Below are 13,916 nucleotides of genomic sequence, written 5' to 3' on the forward strand. Positions count from 1 at the left end.
CATGTTGGCCTCATCAAAATTTGCAGGAAAACGCATATGACACCAGCCGAACCTTGCAAATTCCGCACCCTCATATCAAGCTTCCGCCCGCATCGTGACTCGGTCAAAACGATTTTTCAGCGCGGACTAGATAGCAGTAACACGTTCAAGCTCGGCAGGAAGCGCAAACGGCATCGTGTACTCAGAGCACGACCGCTGACATGGCGCAAGGGCCAGCAAGCATTTCAATCAGTGGCATGTCGCACCGTCATATTTCTCTTGACCCCGTACCTAAGTCCGCACTTATGCTAAGTCTGTGCGAACCCAATGCGAATAGGGACTGCGATGCGTAACGACGATCCATCACCTCAAGAGAAGCAGGACACCGTTTCCAACCTGGATGCTCTTGTCTTTGTCGCACTGCTATTTTCTTGCTGCCTTGCACCGATTGGGTTCGCAGGACTGGCCTCCCTTAGCATATGGATCAATGGCCTCACAGCATTCCCCCCTATCAACCTTGGTTGTTGCTGGCAGGAATAATCATTAGTCTCCTCGGCTGGCGGCAGATCTATCGGCCGAGAGCAGCTTGCGTATCTGGGGAAACATGCAAAGCGCAGAAACCCCGCTTTGGGGCAAAAGTGATTTTTTGGTTGACGACGCTATCGACGGGATATGTGCTCGGATTGCCCTACCTTGAAAGATACTTTTGATAAAGAAGCGGCTTGATTAAGGAATTTTTCAATATGAAAGAGTCGAGTAGCGACATTCTGCTGAATGACCCAGCGCGTATAGCGTTTTTCCGCGTGCCACTCGTTTGTGAAGCAGTGCCGCAAATAGGGTGTGGTTGTCGTACCAAACCATTACTTACCGCATTGGGTCAGCATGCCATGGTCAGCGCTGCGTGGTTGCAGAGGTCAGGCAGCACCCCCGCAGTTCGGTGGAAACATATCTTGCCAGCCAACGATGCCATGCGCCTTGTAAATGCGGCGTTTGCCGATGAAGGTCCATTAGAACCGGTGCAGGAAGAGGACCGCCTGGAACTCTTGGCAGCGCTGCGCAGCAGCTCTGAGTGGTACAGCGCGGCGACGATTGATGATTTGAGCCGTGAAGAGGCTGAACTGATTGCGGCTCGCATGGTGCGCCGCCTCAGGCAACAGGTCACCCTGGACTCCGACACGAAGGCGAAGCTGCATTGCGCGATAGCGTGTGCAACTTTGGAGATTCTTATCAACGACATGGCGGCATCGGTGGCATGGCGCCGACCGGCGCTTGGACGCGCTATTGTTGACGCCGCACGGAGTCACCTGAATGTGCATGCCATTGCCGTGTTGGAGGATATTGTGCGTGTGACCGACTATCGCCCACTGCCAGACGAACCTTAATAAAGACATTTACCATGCCGTTACGTGATCCGTTCATGTTTGCCACAGGAATAGAAAACAGTTACCCGACCATCAATGGTGGTCGCACGCGTGTCGATGAGATGGAAAAGTGCGGCCATTACACCCATTGGAAACTGGATTTTCAACGGGTCAGTGAACTCGGTATTCGGTTCTTGCGCTATGGCCCAGCATTGCATCAGACTTTTGTTGACCGGCACCGTTTTGACTGGTCCTTCTCAGACGCAGCACTAGGTGAAATAAAGGCACGCGGGATCGTTCCTATCGTGGACTTGTGTCATTTCGGTGTGCCAGACTGGATCGGCACCTTTCAGAACAAGGACTTCCCTGAGCTGTTTGCAGGCTATGCCCGCGCCTTTGCACAACGTTACCCCCATATTCAGCTGTACACACCGGTCAATGAGATGATGATTTGTGCGCTGTTTTCCGCAAGTCTGGGTTGGTGGAATGAACAGCTTAGCGATGACCGGTCATTCGTGACGGCGCTCAAGCACGTCGTCAAAGCCAATCTCTTGGCCATGCACGAAATCTTGGCGGTTCGGCCCGATGCTATTTTCATTCAGAGTGAATCATCCGAGTATTACCACGCGGTGTGTCCAAGCGTGCTTGACCAGGCAAGTTTTCTAAACGAACGGCGCTTCCTGGCGTTTGACCTCAACTATGGCAAAGATGTCACAGCCAGGATGTATCAGTATTTGATGGACAACGGGATGACGAAGGACGATTACCGGTTCTTCCAGAAGCACGCTGTCCCTTCTCATTGTGTGATGGGGAACGACTATTACAACACCAATGAGCATCGTGTCCTTGCCAATGGAGAGATCTGCTATTGCGGCGAAGTATTTGGATATGGCGAAATCACCCAGCAGTATTTCACCCGTTACCGGTTACCAGTCATGCATACCGAAACCAATTATGCCCAAGGTGCAAGTGGTACTAATGCGGTGGACTGGCTATGGAAGCAATGGGCAAATATTCTGTGCGTGCGAGAGCATGGCGTGCCGATTCTGGGATTCACCTGGTATTCCTTGACCGACCAAGTTGATTGGGACAGCGCTTTGCGCGAGGGAAATGGACGGGTCAATGAACTGGGACTGTTTGACCTGGACCGCAATATCCGGCCGGTAGGCTTGGCCTATAAAGAATTGATTGCTACTTGGACTGGCAATATCCCCGAGCAGAACATGGCACTGGGCATGCCGGTTATCAGTTACGAGACAAGTGCTCCGGCTGTTCAATGATGCGCAAAAGAAATGACCACGATGAACAAACAAGCGAACAAGCAACTCCCAAAATCAGCGGCGCAGTCCACTGGTCGGCGATATGACGGAAAAACCGTATTAATCACTGGCGGTGGCAAAGGAATTGGGTTGGCTGCCACGGTCAAGTTTGCCCGTGAAGGGGCTCGGGTAATCGTGTTTGATCATAAAATCGAAAATGCCAACAGCGGTGCGGATGCCGCGCGAACGGCCGGTGCGCCAGACGCATATAGTGCAGCTTTGGACATCGGCGACGAAGCAGCGGTCGTTAGCGCACTAATGCTAGTAGCGGAACAGTTTGGCACCCCGAGCGTCATCGTCAACAACGCTGGCGCAATGGATTTCAAACCCATTGCTGAGCTTACCGTAGAGGACTGGTTAAAAATCCTGCGGGTCGATTTGCTGGGTGGATTTGTGTTTATTCGGGAAGCGTTTCGGCTAATGAAGCACGGTGGGTCGATCATCAATGTCGCGAGCATTCATGCCATCGAAACCACGCCAGATGTAGCGCCCTATGCTGCGGCAAAGGCGGCCATGCTTTCCCTAACGCGCTCTGCATCGATGGAAGGAAAAAGCCTCGGAATCCGGGTTAATGCGGTGCTGCCAGGCGCTATCGATACGCCAATGCTTCGAGAAAATCCAAACGTCAAGTCAGGAAAAGAAAAAATTGACGAGAGTAACGTTGGACAAACCGCTGATATTGCTGAAGTGATTGCCTTCCTAGGGTCGGACGAGGCTCGTTTTGTAAACGGAGCGTCAATTGTCGTCGACGGGGGACGCCTCGCCCGCCTTTGAAAAGGCCCTTTTGGACGAAAATTGCCAATTCTCAAAAACATCTAAAAATTAATTGTTTATTAGACATGATTTCGTCATCTTCTGAACAGTTGCGGAATTTGAGCGTGAACTGCTCAGTGAACGCACAAACGGCAACATCAAGCGAGCCAAGACTCAAGGGAAAAGTTTGATCGACCTTCTGCACTGACCAATGCGCAGAAAGGTGAGGTGCTGTGCCTGCTGGCCGAAAGCGTGTCGATTGCGCAGATTGCCCGCCAGTTCGAGACAACGCGGCAGACGATCATGCGTATCCGCGCAGCGTAACGGCACAAAGTCGATCTATGGACTCCGGCCTAACAGCCGGCCGCCTTGTTAAGCATGTTTGTGAATATTCCAGGCAAGATATCCGGCGGCGAGAAACCCCGCTACACTTACTGCCATCTCTATGCCGTTATCAGCCACTAATGGAGCAACGACAGCTGTGACAAAGGTCATCACCATAGTTTGAATGAAGCCTTGCATTGACGCGGCCATACCACGCATCGAAGGAAACAGGTCCAGAGTCATTAGGGTAATGCTGGGTGTTGCAAACGACATTCCTACCGTATAGAGCATGATAGGTAAGATCACCCAAGGTACGACAGGTGGGAAGAAAGCGTTGTACGCCACATTCAGGGAGGTAGCTATCGCCATAATCAGGTAACCAAAACTGATGGTAGTAACTGGCGTAAAACGCTTTGCAACTTCCCCTGAAAGGTACGCGCCCAGGATGATGCCCGCCGTCGCCGGGATAAACAGCCAGCCGAACTGGGCCTTGGTCAGCCCCAGGTACTGAATGACAAACGTCGGCGCTGACGACACGTATAGAAAAAAACCGATGAAATTGAAGCTCAGGGCTAGGGACAGCAGCCAGAACGGTTTGCTCTTGAGGACTTTGCTGTAGTTGTACGCCAACACAGGCAGCATCATGGAACTGCGCTGTTCAGGCGGCAGCGTCTCTGGCAGCGAAAAATAGCTGGCCGCCAACTGAAGCCCGCTGAAAATAGCCATAAAGACGAATACCGACTGCCAGGCAAACCAGTTCTGTAGCCATCCGCCGAAAACAGGCGCAATGGCAGGCGCCAACCCAAATATCATGCTCACCTGCGACAGCAATTTTTGTGCTTCTGGGCCTTGGAGTCGGTCACGAATAACCACACGTCCAACGACGCCGCCGGCACCAACGGATAACCCCTGCAACGTGCGGCAGAATAGCAAGAAACCCAGCGAACCGGCCAGAGCCCCGCCGATGGACGCCAGCATATAAACGGCCAAGCCGCCTAAGATGACCGGTCGCCGTCCGAATGCATCGGACAGCGGTCCATGCAGCAGCATCATGAAGCCGAAGGCGGCCAAGTAAGCGCTGAGGGTTTGCTGTAGCTCGACTTGTGTTGCCCCTAGGCTGACCATCAGTGCTGGGAAAAACGGCATGTAGGTCGAAATGGAAAACGGCCCCAGCATGGTGTAGCTACCCAGCAGCCAGGTTAGCCTTTTTGTTGTTTTCAATTGGGCAATTACCCTGCTAGTGCTGGGACAACGAAGAAATAGGCATTGAGCATGTATAGGCCTGCGCCAATCAACGCCACGCCGCCGAATACTTCGAATGCGCGTCCGTATTTTGCGAGCGGCTTTAAGCTTTCAAGCCAGCCTATGGCCCATGCGCCGATGGCGATTGGGATGGCCCGGCCTAGTGCAAACGCCAGCAGCAAAACGACGCCGAGCAAAGGGGATCCGAGAGTGGCAACACCACCTAAGAGAACAAGCAGCGCTGGTGTACAAAAGGGGCAAATCGCGACCGAAAACGGAACTCCCAACGCAAATGCGCCCCACATGCCGGTTGCTCGCTTGGCACGAAATGAGGCGACTGGTAGTGGCAAACGTATCCAGCCTGGCCACACCAAACCGAGCAATATCAAAATTGGACCAAGAACGAGCCCCCAGTAGCGGCCAAGTAACCCGGATACCCACTGGCCACCAAGCCCAGCAATGAATCCCAGCAATACATGCGTCAGAATCATGCCAAGAATGAACATCGCGCCATAGATGCTCGCCTGTTTCCTGTCCCGCGTCCGGGTAACGTAGGCCAGTGACACTGGAATAGCTGCAATCGCGACTGGGTTGACGCTGAAAAACAGCCCGGTCAAAAACCCAATACCGGCAGCGGCATATCCGGCATTTTGGATGGCTAGACCGAGCGCTTCAGCGTCCATGTCACGACCTCTCCGCTGCAGTGGATTTCCGGGTGATTGCCTCAACAAGCTGCTTCACGTTGGGTAGCGCCGGAAATTCGAGCACGCCGTCGATAGCGATTGCGGGAAGAGTCAGGACCCCAAGGTCGACCGCATAGTCCATGTTTTTCAAAACATCAAGTTCAAGCCATTGAATGTCCGAACCTGCGTGTTCGGCAGCAGTTTTGAGGCTCTCCCTGTTAGCAGCGCACTTGTCGCATCCAGGGGCATAAAACAGTTCGATTTTCATTCTTCCTTTCCCGGCACTGCTGACGCTGTGGCCTGCTCAAGGGCAGCCAGAATGGGACACCCCTCAATAGGGTGCATTTCATTAGCGCAATCTGCGATGAGGTGGTCGAGCGCCTTCGACATGGCTGACAGTGTCCGAATTTTGCTCTCCAACTGCAGCTTCTTTTCAATTGCGCGCTGACGGACATCGCCGCAGCACGCCTCGTTTTGATTGCGTAACACCAGCAGCTGCTGGATTTCAGCCAAGGTAAAACCGCAGTCTCTGGCCTGCTTGATGAACCGCAGGCGCACGACCGCATCCTCGTGATAGAGCCGGTAGCCGCCGGCGCTTTTGCTCGACGGCGCTACTAGCCCCTCGCGCTCATAAAACCGCAGCGTATCGGCCGTAACATCCGCAAGCGTTGCCAGCTTTCCTATAGTCAACATAGTTCCTCCATTTTCGATTCTAAACCTTGGAGCTAGGTCCAAGGTCAAGCAAGAAAACTAACAAGATTAGTCCTTGACCCTTGAGTGCACTCCAAGCTTCACAATGCATTTGGGAGAATTTCCTTGTAATGGAACCGACATGAATGCTGCGCCTTCTGCCTTAAACGCTTCATCTGGCTTCAATCCGTTATGGTCGCAGGAACCGGCGAACCGTCCAGACCGGGTGCGTATCCGTGCGCGCATTGCTGGCATGCACTGCTCCTTGTGTACCGGGACGATTGAGAAAGCTCTGGGGCGTCATGCGGGCGTAGACCTAGTTTCTGTCAGCCTCACCCATGAGCAGGCGCTGGTCGAATACGACCCGTTGAAAGTCCAGCCTCAGGCGCTGCTGGAAACGCTTCGACAGATGGGCTACACCATCTCCGACCCTCGGAAGCTCAAGCCCTTCGAGGACGATGAGCGCGACCTAGTGCTGAGTGGTCGGCGGTTTCTATGGGCAACATTCTTTAGCATTGCATCTCTCACACTGGTCGCCCGGTTGGACAACATCTGGTATGTCCTGCTTGAAGCGTTTGTCGGCGCATCGCTCATTGGTGCAGTGTTTCTGGTACTGCGCGCTCAGGGCCTGGTGAAAGCAGCGATGGGTTCTCTTGCCGCCTTTTCACTGTTGGTTGGCCTTACTTGGCTCAGGCAAACTGGACAGATGGGTGGCAATGAAGCTTGGCTGGCGGCGATTTTGGCGGTATCCGTTGTGTTTGTCCTAGCACGCCAGATTCTCTCTATTGCCTGGCAATCCCTGCGGCGCGGCATCATCAATCAGCACGTCCTCCTGGAAGCCGCCGCGTTCGCCGGTCTAGCTGGCGGTATCTATGGTGTGACAGCTGGCGGCCCGGACTTCCCGGCAGCGCCGTTTTTCTGCGTCTCGGTGATGGTCTGCAATTACCACATCTTTTCCGAGTGGTTGTCGCTTATCGTGAAGACCCGCAGCTCCCAAGCAGTCCGACGGCTGCTTGACCTGCAGCCGGATACCGCCAATGTGGTGCGAAACGGGCAGGAAAAAGAACTGCCTATTGAACAAGTCGTGGTAGGCGACTTGGTGCGCATACGCCCCGGCGAGCGGATTCCAGTGGATGGCGTCGTTGCCGAAGGCCGCTCCGCGGTGGATGTCTCACTGGTCACTGGCGAGCCGCTGCCCGTCGAGCGCAATGTGGGCGATGCGATTGTCGGCGGGTCGATGAATGGCCTGGGTACGCTGCTTGTGCGAGTCACCGCTATTGGCGCCATGAGCTTCCTTGCCCGAATTGTGCAGGAGGTAGAAGACGCCCGCGCGCTTAAACCCGGCATGCTGCATATGGTCGATAAGGTTCTGACACTATATGCACCTGCCGTTTTGTCTCTTTCTGCTCTGTCCTTCTTGGGCTGGTGGCTCATACCGATGCTCGTCGGCGGCACACCGGACATGGAGCGTGCAGTGTTCGCGGGGCTAACCGTTCTGGTGATGGGTTATCCGTGCGCACTGGGAATTTCGGCGCCATTGGCGATTGTGCGCGGCGCTGGCGAAGCAGCCGAGCGCGGCATCCTGATGCGCACTGGTGAAGCTTTCCAGGGACTGCGACTGGTGACGCACGTGGTCTTCGACAAGACGGGTACGCTCACGGAAGGCAAGCCGACATTGCTCGAGCTTGAGGCGACTGACGGCGCAGAGGATGACTTGTTAGGCGTGGCTGCGGCCGCCGAGGCAGCCTCCGAACATCCGTTGGCCAAGGCGGTGATGGCGGCTGCGCTTGACCGGGGCATTTATCCACCACAACTGGACCATTTCGAGGCAGTACCCGGTCGGGGTGTTCGCGCGACGTTAGGTGGGCAGCCAATTTTGGTCGGGAATATTCCTTTTCTTGAAGAGAATGGGGTCGCCTTGTTGGACGTTCGCGCGCGAGTCACGGCGCTCGAAGAGCTGGGCCGGACGGTGGTTATCGTGGCCCGCTCACAGCATGTTCTCGGGCTGCTGGCGTTTGGCGATGCTTTGCGCCCGGATGCCGCCCGCACTATCGCTCAACTGAAGAAGGAAGGCATACGAACTATCCTTATGAGCGGAGATAACTTGGCTGCGGCGCAACGTGTCGGCAAAGAGGTTGGCATTGATGCGGTCCATGGCCAGTTGCTGCCCCAGGACAAGTCGGCGCTAATGCAAAAACTGCAGCAAGAAGGTGCCTACGCGGCCTTCGTTGGTGACGGCGTAAATGATGCGGCGTCGCTGATGGTTTCTCAGTGCGGGTTGGCTTTTGGTAGCGGTGCCGATATCGCCATTGATTCGGCAGACATCATCATTCTCAACAACAAATTGCAGGCAGTCCTGGATGCTCGCGAGATTAGCTGTTGGAGTTACCGGAAAATGGTGCAGAACGTGTGTCTTGCCATCATGTTCAACGGCATCGGTATCCCGCTCGCTGCAACAGGATTGGTCTATCCAATCTGGGCGATGGCTGCCATGGCGCTCAGCGTCACGGCCATCTTTGCGAACTCACTGCGCGGTCGGCCACGTTTGTTCTTCGATGCGATTTTGAGCGTGGGCCGCGTTGGCGAGCCGGCAAGGGTGTGATTTGGGTTACCTTCATTGAAAGGAGCGCGACATGGTAGTCAAGGTTGATTTCACAGTAGTTGGCGAGGAAAAGATGCACTGCGGGGGGTGCGAAACGCGGGTGCGCTTCGCACTTTCGCGCCTCCCCGGCGTTCAGGACGTGCGAGCGGATTCAAAGACCCAGCGTATCGCCGTGGTTATCAACCCGAATGAAGTCACGCCTGCAGATCTGCAAGCTCGTCTGAAAATAGCGGGATTCGAGACTGCGGCTGCGGCCGCTTAACTAGCAGCGAGGATAGCGAAATGATTGGTATGCAGTATGTCTTTACCCTACCGGATGACCACGATATGCGGACTATCCGCAATCGCGTCGCGGAACGCGGACACCTATTCGACAAGCTTGAAGGGCTGTTTGAGAAAGCGTTCCTGATTTCCGAGAAGGGTGTAACCGGTGCGACCGAGAACAGTTATGCGCCGTTTTACCTATGGAACCATGACGAGGCAATCAGCAATTTCCTGGTCAGCGACAAATTTAAGGCGGTAAGTGAGGCATTTGGTCGCCCAACCGTGAAGACTTGGCTGCCCCTCTACTTTTCGACTGGACAGGCTAAGCTCGCCAAGCCGGCGTTCGCAACGAGGGAAATCAAAGACATCGCACCGGAGTCGGACTTGGAAGAGATGCGCCGTATTGAGTACAGGGTGCATCGCCAGTGGGCTGAGCACCCTGCGAACCACTCCGGCTTCATTGGCCTGGACGCGACGTCCTGGCAAATCGTGCGGTTTGCCCTCTGGACGGGCACCCCGGAGAGCTTGCCGGACGGCCCCCAAGCCTTTGAAGTGGTGCACTTGTCGGCGCCGGGACTAGACCCGACGTATTTCGCGTCTCCTTGCTAATAGCAGCCAAGGCAACGGCGGACGCTGGGGGGTGAACAGATGACAACGTTGAATGATGACCTGTTGACAGTATTTTGCCGTGCGTGCCAAGAGTCGGACTGGGAGGTTGCAGAACATCTACTTCGAGCGCTTGAGACCCTCTCGCTCCGTGAAGGCTGTGACGAACATGTAGAGAGTGCATACCTGGAACTGGTGGACACTCCTAGCAGAAGGCCATGCCACTGAACGGAAAAGGAATGTTGGCAGCAGGCGTCCTCGCCGCAATTGGCGCGTCGCTGTGCTGCGTAGCGCCGCTCCTTTTGTTGATGCTTGGCGTCAGTGGCGCGTGGATTGCCAGCTTGGTTGCCACGGAGCCTTACAGGCCGGCTCTGGTCGCCGTAGCACTGCTGTTCTTCGCCCTTGCCTGCAGGCGCCTCTATTTTGCCCCGTCTCCATGCATACCTGGACAGGTCTGCATGGACTTAAGCGTTCTGAGGCGCCAGCGCATCTTGTTCTGGGTCGCCGTTCTGCCAACGCTGGCACTGCTGGCAGTGCCGACTGTGGCTTCATTTCTTTTATGAAAGAAAAACCCATGTCATGGATTACCAAAATGATGGCCGTGGGCCTGTTGGCCACTTCGACGGCCTTCGCTGCCGAACCTCAAACAGCTATCCTGGACGTGAAGAACATGCAGTGCCAGATGTGCTCAATAACGGTTAAAAAGGCACTGCAAAAGGTCCGTGGCGTTGAAGATGCCAAGATCGACTTGGACCGGAAAAACGCGACGGTGAAGTTTGACCCGGACAAAACAAGCCCAGACGCATTGGCCGCGGCTACGACCAAGGCTGGCTTTCCGTCAACGGTTCACAAGGAATAATGCGATAGCAGTTTCACGGACTGTTTCTAACGATAAATTTATTTCTCAGTTTGAATCTAGCTCGCCTTCGCTACGCTTAGGGGCCGACTGCCTGCGGACAGCAGCGATGTAGAACGCTGCCGAAGCCAAAGAAATGGTGAGCAGCGTTGTAAACACTGCCTTTGACGAAATCTCAGCTTCCACAAGCGCCGCAATGACTAGAGGACCTGCGGCTTGAGCCATCAATGTCGGACCCGCTAACGCACCAGTAATCGCGCCGTAGTTTTCCCGTCCAAAGAGCTTCTGCGGCACTGTGCCACGCACGATGGTCAAGATGCCATTGCTCAGCCCATATAAGCCGCAAAACGCGGCCACTACCCATTGTTCTATACCTAGGAACAGCAATACGGCCAAGGCGGCAGGCAGCATCGCAAAAGTCAGTTTTCCAACCACTTCTGGTGCCGCGCGCCTGGCAAAGACCATTTCACCAACCCGTCCAGTAACCTGCATGGGGCCAATGAATGCGGCAAAAAACACGACCGTTGCAATCGAATGCCCCATCTTATGCAACAGCGGAATTAGGTGCACTGCAAGAGCAGAAAAAATGAAGCTGTTCGTCGCGAAGGCACATGCCAGCTTCCAAAAGCGTGGCTCTCGCACTACTTCCCGCAGGCTATAGCTTCGGGAGGTAGTCGGGTGTGAAGGCGTCGACGCCCTCATTGGCGGCGCAGACAGCAGGTAATGCAAGGGAAAGCAGACAACCAGCTGCAGGACACCGTAGACCAGGTATGTGTCACGCCACCCCAGCATCGTATTAAGCTTCAAAGTAAGCGGCCAAAATACCGTGCTTGCGAAGCCGGCAATCAGTGTCACAGTCGAAATACCGCTACGGGCATCAGTCGTCCAGGCGCGATTGATGGTGGCAAAGGCTGCCTCGTAAAACACGAGCGCCATACCGACGCCAAGAACTGTCCAGGCTGCGTAGTACTGCCACAGGGCCTGCACCTGGCTAAGCCCAATCAGCCCAGCTCCGCAGATCAGAGAACCGGCCGCCATGACAAACCGGCCGCCGAAACGGTCAATCAGCAGTCCGGTCGGCGTAGAGGATAGGCCAGCAACCAGCAGGCCCCACGAAAAAGCGCCGAATACCAATTCCATTCGCCAACCGAGAGTGCGGTGGATCTCCGGAGCGAGAAGAGAAAAGGCATATAACAACGAGCCGTATGACGCTATCAGCGTAAATCCTAAACTCCCAATCCGGTGCCAGTTCGTCTTGTTGTGCTCCATCCGGACGCCTCGTTTTTATGGCTCTTTGCACTGGAAATTTGCTGACGCACAGATACCTTACGGTCAACTCATCATAGCAGCCGAACAAGAATATTCAATATTTATTGAATTAAACAACTAATGTTGTATAGTCCTGCTTATGGACCATATCGCTATCGTTACTGCCCTTGATGCGCTCGCACATGAGCATCGGCTTAAAGTTTTCCGCATGTTGGTGCAAGCAGGCCCGCAGGGGCTTACTGCCGGCGCAATTTCCAGTGGGCTAGAGGTCAAGCCCTCCGCGCTTTCCTTCCATCTGAAGGACTTGGTGCGCGCAGAGTTGCTTCAGCCCCGGCATGTAGGACGCCAAATTTTCTATTCCGCCCGGTTTGAAACCATGAACAGATTGATTGCGTTTCTGACTGAAAACTGCTGTGGCGGAAACCCTTGCACGCCTGTAAGCGCTTCTACTTCCTCCAACCTGCTCCTGACGGAGAGCCTCAAATGACTGAAAAAACGTATAACGTCCTGTTCCTCTGCACTGGCAACTCGGCTCGCTCCATCATGGCTGAAGCGCTTGTCACCACGATGAGCAAGGGCCGCTTCCAGGGATTCAGCGCCGGTAGCAAGCCCGGTGGCACGGTCAATCCATTTGCGATCGAACAGGTCAAGAAAACCGGCTACCCGGTCGACAACCTGCGCAGTAAAAGCTGGGACGAATTCGCAGCACCTGGTGCACCACACATGGATTTCATCATCACTGTCTGCGACAACGCTGCAGGTGAGACTTGCCCCTACTGGCCAGGTCATCCAGCGACCGCGCACTGGGGATTTGAAGACCCGGCCGCGGTTGAGGGCACCGACGAGCAAAAGCGGGCGGCCTTCGAGAAAATTTTCAAGCAAATTCTGGCCCGGATGAACACGTTCGTAAGCCTGCCGTTGCACTTGCTGGAAAAGCACGCAGTCCAGCAAGAAATTAAAAAGATTGGCGACACGCCGGTCACCTCCGCCTAACCTCGATGGTTGGACGCTGCCTGGTTCACCACGGTAGCGGCTGCTCCGCTTTGTAGACCAAAATGACTACCACTCACACCACCGCAGTAGCTGGCGGCGCCACGCCGGCCATCGGCTTTTTTGAACGCTATCTGACCATCTGGGTAGCTCTTTGCATTGTCGTCGGCATTCTGCTAGGACGTGCATTCCCCTCTGCGTTTCAGGCTTTGGCGCGACTTGAGGTGGCGCAGGTCAACATCCCGGTCGGCATTCTGATCTGGGTCATGATTATTCCGATGCTCATCAAGATCGACTTCGGGGCATTGACGCAAGTGCGCAGCCAGTGGCGCGGCATAGGCGTCACCCTATTCATCAACTGGGCTGTCAAACCGTTTTCCATGGCACTCCTGGGCTGGCTGTTCATCCGCCATGTATTCGTGGATTACTTACCGGCCGATCAGCTCGACAGCTATATCGCTGGACTGATCTTGCTGGCCGCTGCCCCGTGCACCGCGATGGTGTTTGTCTGGAGCCAGTTGTGCAAGGGCGACCCGTACTTCACGCTTTCGCAGGTTGCACTGAACGATTCCATCATGATTGTGGCGTTCGCCCCGCTGGTGGCGCTGTTGCTGGGCTTGTCCGCGATCACGGTGCCATGGGATACGCTGATCACGTCCGTGGTGCTGTATATCGTCATCCCTGTGATCTTGGCCCAGGTAATACGCAAATTGCTGCTAACGAAGGGGCCGGGACACCTAGAGCGTGCAGTCGCAGCCCTGGGCCCCTATTCAATCTCTGCGCTGCTGTTGACTCTCGTCCTGCTGTTTGCATTTCAAGGCGAGGCCATCACGCAACAGCCGGTGGTGATCGCCATCCTGGCCGTGCCTATTCTTATCCAGGTATTTTTCAATTCCGGGCTAGCCTACCTGTTGAACAAGAAGCTGGGCGTGGCGCACTGCGTCGCTGGCCCGTCAGCTCTGATAGGTGCGTCCAACT

At 55.0% G+C, this 13,916-nt stretch carries 17 protein-coding genes and 1 pseudogene; 13 read left to right on the top strand and 5 right to left on the bottom strand.

Annotated features, from left to right (window positions below):
• The first annotated feature begins 458 nt into the window (after positions 1 to 458).
• The 5 genes from IGW04_RS26220 to IGW04_RS25725 all read left to right on the top strand — a co-directional run bounded on the left by IGW04_RS26220 (position 459) and on the right by IGW04_RS25725 (position 3,736).
• Positions 459 to 689, top strand: a complete 231-nt coding sequence (locus IGW04_RS26220) for a mercuric transporter MerT family protein (RefSeq protein WP_194713258.1) — start codon at positions 459 to 461, stop codon at positions 687 to 689.
• Positions 690 to 929: 240 nt separating this feature from the next.
• Positions 930 to 1,361, top strand: a complete 432-nt coding sequence (locus tag IGW04_RS11695) for a hypothetical protein (RefSeq protein ID WP_194713259.1) — start codon at positions 930 to 932, stop codon at positions 1,359 to 1,361.
• A gap of 14 nt (positions 1,362 to 1,375) precedes the next feature.
• The gene (locus tag IGW04_RS11700; RefSeq protein ID WP_194713260.1) at positions 1,376 to 2,620 is read left to right on the top strand and encodes a family 1 glycosylhydrolase; all 1,245 of its coding nucleotides are present in this window, start codon (positions 1,376 to 1,378) and stop codon (positions 2,618 to 2,620) included.
• Between the two features lie 12 nt (positions 2,621 to 2,632).
• A complete protein-coding gene (locus IGW04_RS11705) occupies positions 2,633 to 3,433 on the top strand; it encodes an SDR family NAD(P)-dependent oxidoreductase (RefSeq protein WP_228527034.1) in 801 nt (266 codons plus the stop codon).
• Positions 3,434 to 3,640: 207 nt separating this feature from the next.
• Positions 3,641 to 3,736, top strand: a complete 96-nt coding sequence (locus tag IGW04_RS25725; RefSeq protein ID WP_323744848.1) for a helix-turn-helix domain-containing protein — start codon at positions 3,641 to 3,643, stop codon at positions 3,734 to 3,736.
• A gap of 48 nt (positions 3,737 to 3,784) precedes the next feature.
• Here IGW04_RS25725 and IGW04_RS11715 read toward each other — a convergent pair whose 3' ends face one another.
• The 4 genes from IGW04_RS11715 to IGW04_RS11730 are packed head-to-tail and all read right to left on the bottom strand — an operon-like array spanning position 3,785 to position 6,354.
• The gene (locus IGW04_RS11715; protein WP_194713261.1) at positions 3,785 to 4,957 is read right to left on the bottom strand and encodes a multidrug effflux MFS transporter; all 1,173 of its coding nucleotides are present in this window, start codon (positions 4,955 to 4,957) and stop codon (positions 3,785 to 3,787) included.
• A gap of 8 nt (positions 4,958 to 4,965) precedes the next feature.
• Entirely contained in the window at positions 4,966 to 5,661 is a 696-nt protein-coding gene (locus tag IGW04_RS11720) for a cytochrome c biogenesis CcdA family protein (RefSeq protein WP_194713262.1), read from the bottom strand.
• 1 nt (position 5,662) lies between these two features.
• Complete coding sequence (locus tag IGW04_RS11725; RefSeq protein WP_194713263.1) at positions 5,663 to 5,929, bottom strand: thioredoxin family protein; 267 nt, start codon at positions 5,927 to 5,929, stop codon at positions 5,663 to 5,665.
• Positions 5,926 to 6,354, bottom strand: a complete 429-nt coding sequence (locus IGW04_RS11730; protein WP_194713264.1) for a heavy metal-responsive transcriptional regulator — start codon at positions 6,352 to 6,354, stop codon at positions 5,926 to 5,928. Before IGW04_RS11730 ends, IGW04_RS11725 begins: the two co-directional genes overlap by 4 nt.
• A gap of 139 nt (positions 6,355 to 6,493) precedes the next feature.
• On the opposite strand from IGW04_RS11730, the gene IGW04_RS11735 reads away from it, so the two are divergent.
• The 5 genes from IGW04_RS11735 (at position 6,494) to IGW04_RS11755 (ending at position 10,682) form a co-directional block, all read left to right on the top strand.
• A complete protein-coding gene (locus IGW04_RS11735; protein ID WP_228527035.1) occupies positions 6,494 to 8,953 on the top strand; it encodes a heavy metal translocating P-type ATPase in 2,460 nt (819 codons plus the stop codon).
• A 31-nt stretch (positions 8,954 to 8,984) separates the two neighbouring features.
• A complete protein-coding gene (locus IGW04_RS11740; protein WP_194713265.1) occupies positions 8,985 to 9,215 on the top strand; it encodes a heavy-metal-associated domain-containing protein in 231 nt (76 codons plus the stop codon).
• A 20-nt stretch (positions 9,216 to 9,235) separates the two neighbouring features.
• Positions 9,236 to 9,826: a DUF4865 family protein gene (locus IGW04_RS11745; RefSeq protein WP_194713266.1), complete on the top strand. Its 591-nt coding sequence runs from the start codon at positions 9,236 to 9,238 to the stop codon at positions 9,824 to 9,826.
• 215 nt (positions 9,827 to 10,041) lie between these two features.
• The gene (locus tag IGW04_RS11750) at positions 10,042 to 10,386 is read left to right on the top strand and encodes a mercuric transporter MerT family protein (protein WP_194713267.1); all 345 of its coding nucleotides are present in this window, start codon (positions 10,042 to 10,044) and stop codon (positions 10,384 to 10,386) included.
• 11 nt (positions 10,387 to 10,397) lie between these two features.
• Positions 10,398 to 10,682, top strand: a complete 285-nt coding sequence (locus IGW04_RS11755) for a heavy-metal-associated domain-containing protein (RefSeq protein WP_194713268.1) — start codon at positions 10,398 to 10,400, stop codon at positions 10,680 to 10,682.
• A 45-nt stretch (positions 10,683 to 10,727) separates the two neighbouring features.
• On the opposite strand, the gene IGW04_RS11760 is transcribed toward IGW04_RS11755, so the two are convergent.
• Positions 10,728 to 11,948 carry an MFS transporter gene (locus tag IGW04_RS11760; RefSeq protein WP_194713269.1) on the bottom strand — a complete coding sequence of 407 codons (1,221 nt, stop codon included), beginning with the start codon at positions 11,946 to 11,948 and terminating at the stop codon, positions 10,728 to 10,730.
• Positions 11,949 to 12,087: 139 nt separating this feature from the next.
• Between IGW04_RS11760 and IGW04_RS11765 the strand changes: the two genes are divergently transcribed.
• The 3 genes and pseudogenes from IGW04_RS11765 to arsB all read left to right on the top strand — a co-directional run.
• On the top strand, positions 12,088 to 12,435 hold the full coding sequence (locus IGW04_RS11765) for an ArsR/SmtB family transcription factor (RefSeq protein WP_194713270.1): 348 nt from the start codon (positions 12,088 to 12,090) through the stop codon (positions 12,433 to 12,435).
• Positions 12,432 to 12,941, top strand: a complete 510-nt coding sequence (locus IGW04_RS11770) for an arsenate reductase ArsC (RefSeq protein ID WP_194713271.1) — start codon at positions 12,432 to 12,434, stop codon at positions 12,939 to 12,941. The genes IGW04_RS11765 and IGW04_RS11770 overlap by 4 nt, the downstream gene beginning before the upstream one ends.
• 62 nt (positions 12,942 to 13,003) lie before the next feature.
• Positions 13,004 to 13,915: pseudogene (gene arsB, locus IGW04_RS11775) on the top strand (ACR3 family arsenite efflux transporter); the annotation flags it as partial.
• Position 13,916: the final 1 nt, after the last annotated feature.

Origin of the sequence: Noviherbaspirillum soli, assembly GCF_015352955.1 — a bacterium.
In the GTDB taxonomy this organism is placed as follows: Bacteria; Pseudomonadota; Gammaproteobacteria; order Burkholderiales; family Burkholderiaceae_D; genus Noviherbaspirillum_A; species Noviherbaspirillum_A soli.

Bases quoted from the DNA above. Each gene is read 5' to 3' on its own strand.
- IGW04_RS26220 (WP_194713258.1), top strand. From the start codon at position 459: ATGGATCAATGGCCTCACAGCATTCCCCCCTATCAACCTTGGTTGTTG.
- IGW04_RS11700 (WP_194713260.1), top strand. From the start codon at position 1,376: ATGCCGTTACGTGATCCGTTCATGTTTGCCACAGGAATAGAAAACAGT.
- IGW04_RS11705 (WP_228527034.1), top strand. From the start codon at position 2,633: ATGACCACGATGAACAAACAAGCGAACAAGCAACTCCCAAAATCAGCG.
- IGW04_RS11720 (WP_194713262.1), bottom strand. From the start codon at position 5,661: ATGGACGCTGAAGCGCTCGGTCTAGCCATCCAAAATGCCGGATATGCC.
- IGW04_RS11725 (WP_194713263.1), bottom strand. From the start codon at position 5,929: ATGAAAATCGAACTGTTTTATGCCCCTGGATGCGACAAGTGCGCTGCT.
- IGW04_RS11730 (WP_194713264.1), bottom strand. From the start codon at position 6,354: ATGTTGACTATAGGAAAGCTGGCAACGCTTGCGGATGTTACGGCCGAT.
- IGW04_RS11735 (WP_228527035.1), top strand. From the start codon at position 6,494: ATGAATGCTGCGCCTTCTGCCTTAAACGCTTCATCTGGCTTCAATCCG.
- IGW04_RS11740 (WP_194713265.1), top strand. From the start codon at position 8,985: ATGGTAGTCAAGGTTGATTTCACAGTAGTTGGCGAGGAAAAGATGCAC.
- IGW04_RS11745 (WP_194713266.1), top strand. From the start codon at position 9,236: ATGATTGGTATGCAGTATGTCTTTACCCTACCGGATGACCACGATATG.
- IGW04_RS11750 (WP_194713267.1), top strand. From the start codon at position 10,042: ATGCCACTGAACGGAAAAGGAATGTTGGCAGCAGGCGTCCTCGCCGCA.
- IGW04_RS11755 (WP_194713268.1), top strand. From the start codon at position 10,398: ATGTCATGGATTACCAAAATGATGGCCGTGGGCCTGTTGGCCACTTCG.
- IGW04_RS11760 (WP_194713269.1), bottom strand. From the start codon at position 11,948: ATGGAGCACAACAAGACGAACTGGCACCGGATTGGGAGTTTAGGATTT.
- IGW04_RS11765 (WP_194713270.1), top strand. From the start codon at position 12,088: ATGGACCATATCGCTATCGTTACTGCCCTTGATGCGCTCGCACATGAG.
- IGW04_RS11770 (WP_194713271.1), top strand. From the start codon at position 12,432: ATGACTGAAAAAACGTATAACGTCCTGTTCCTCTGCACTGGCAACTCG.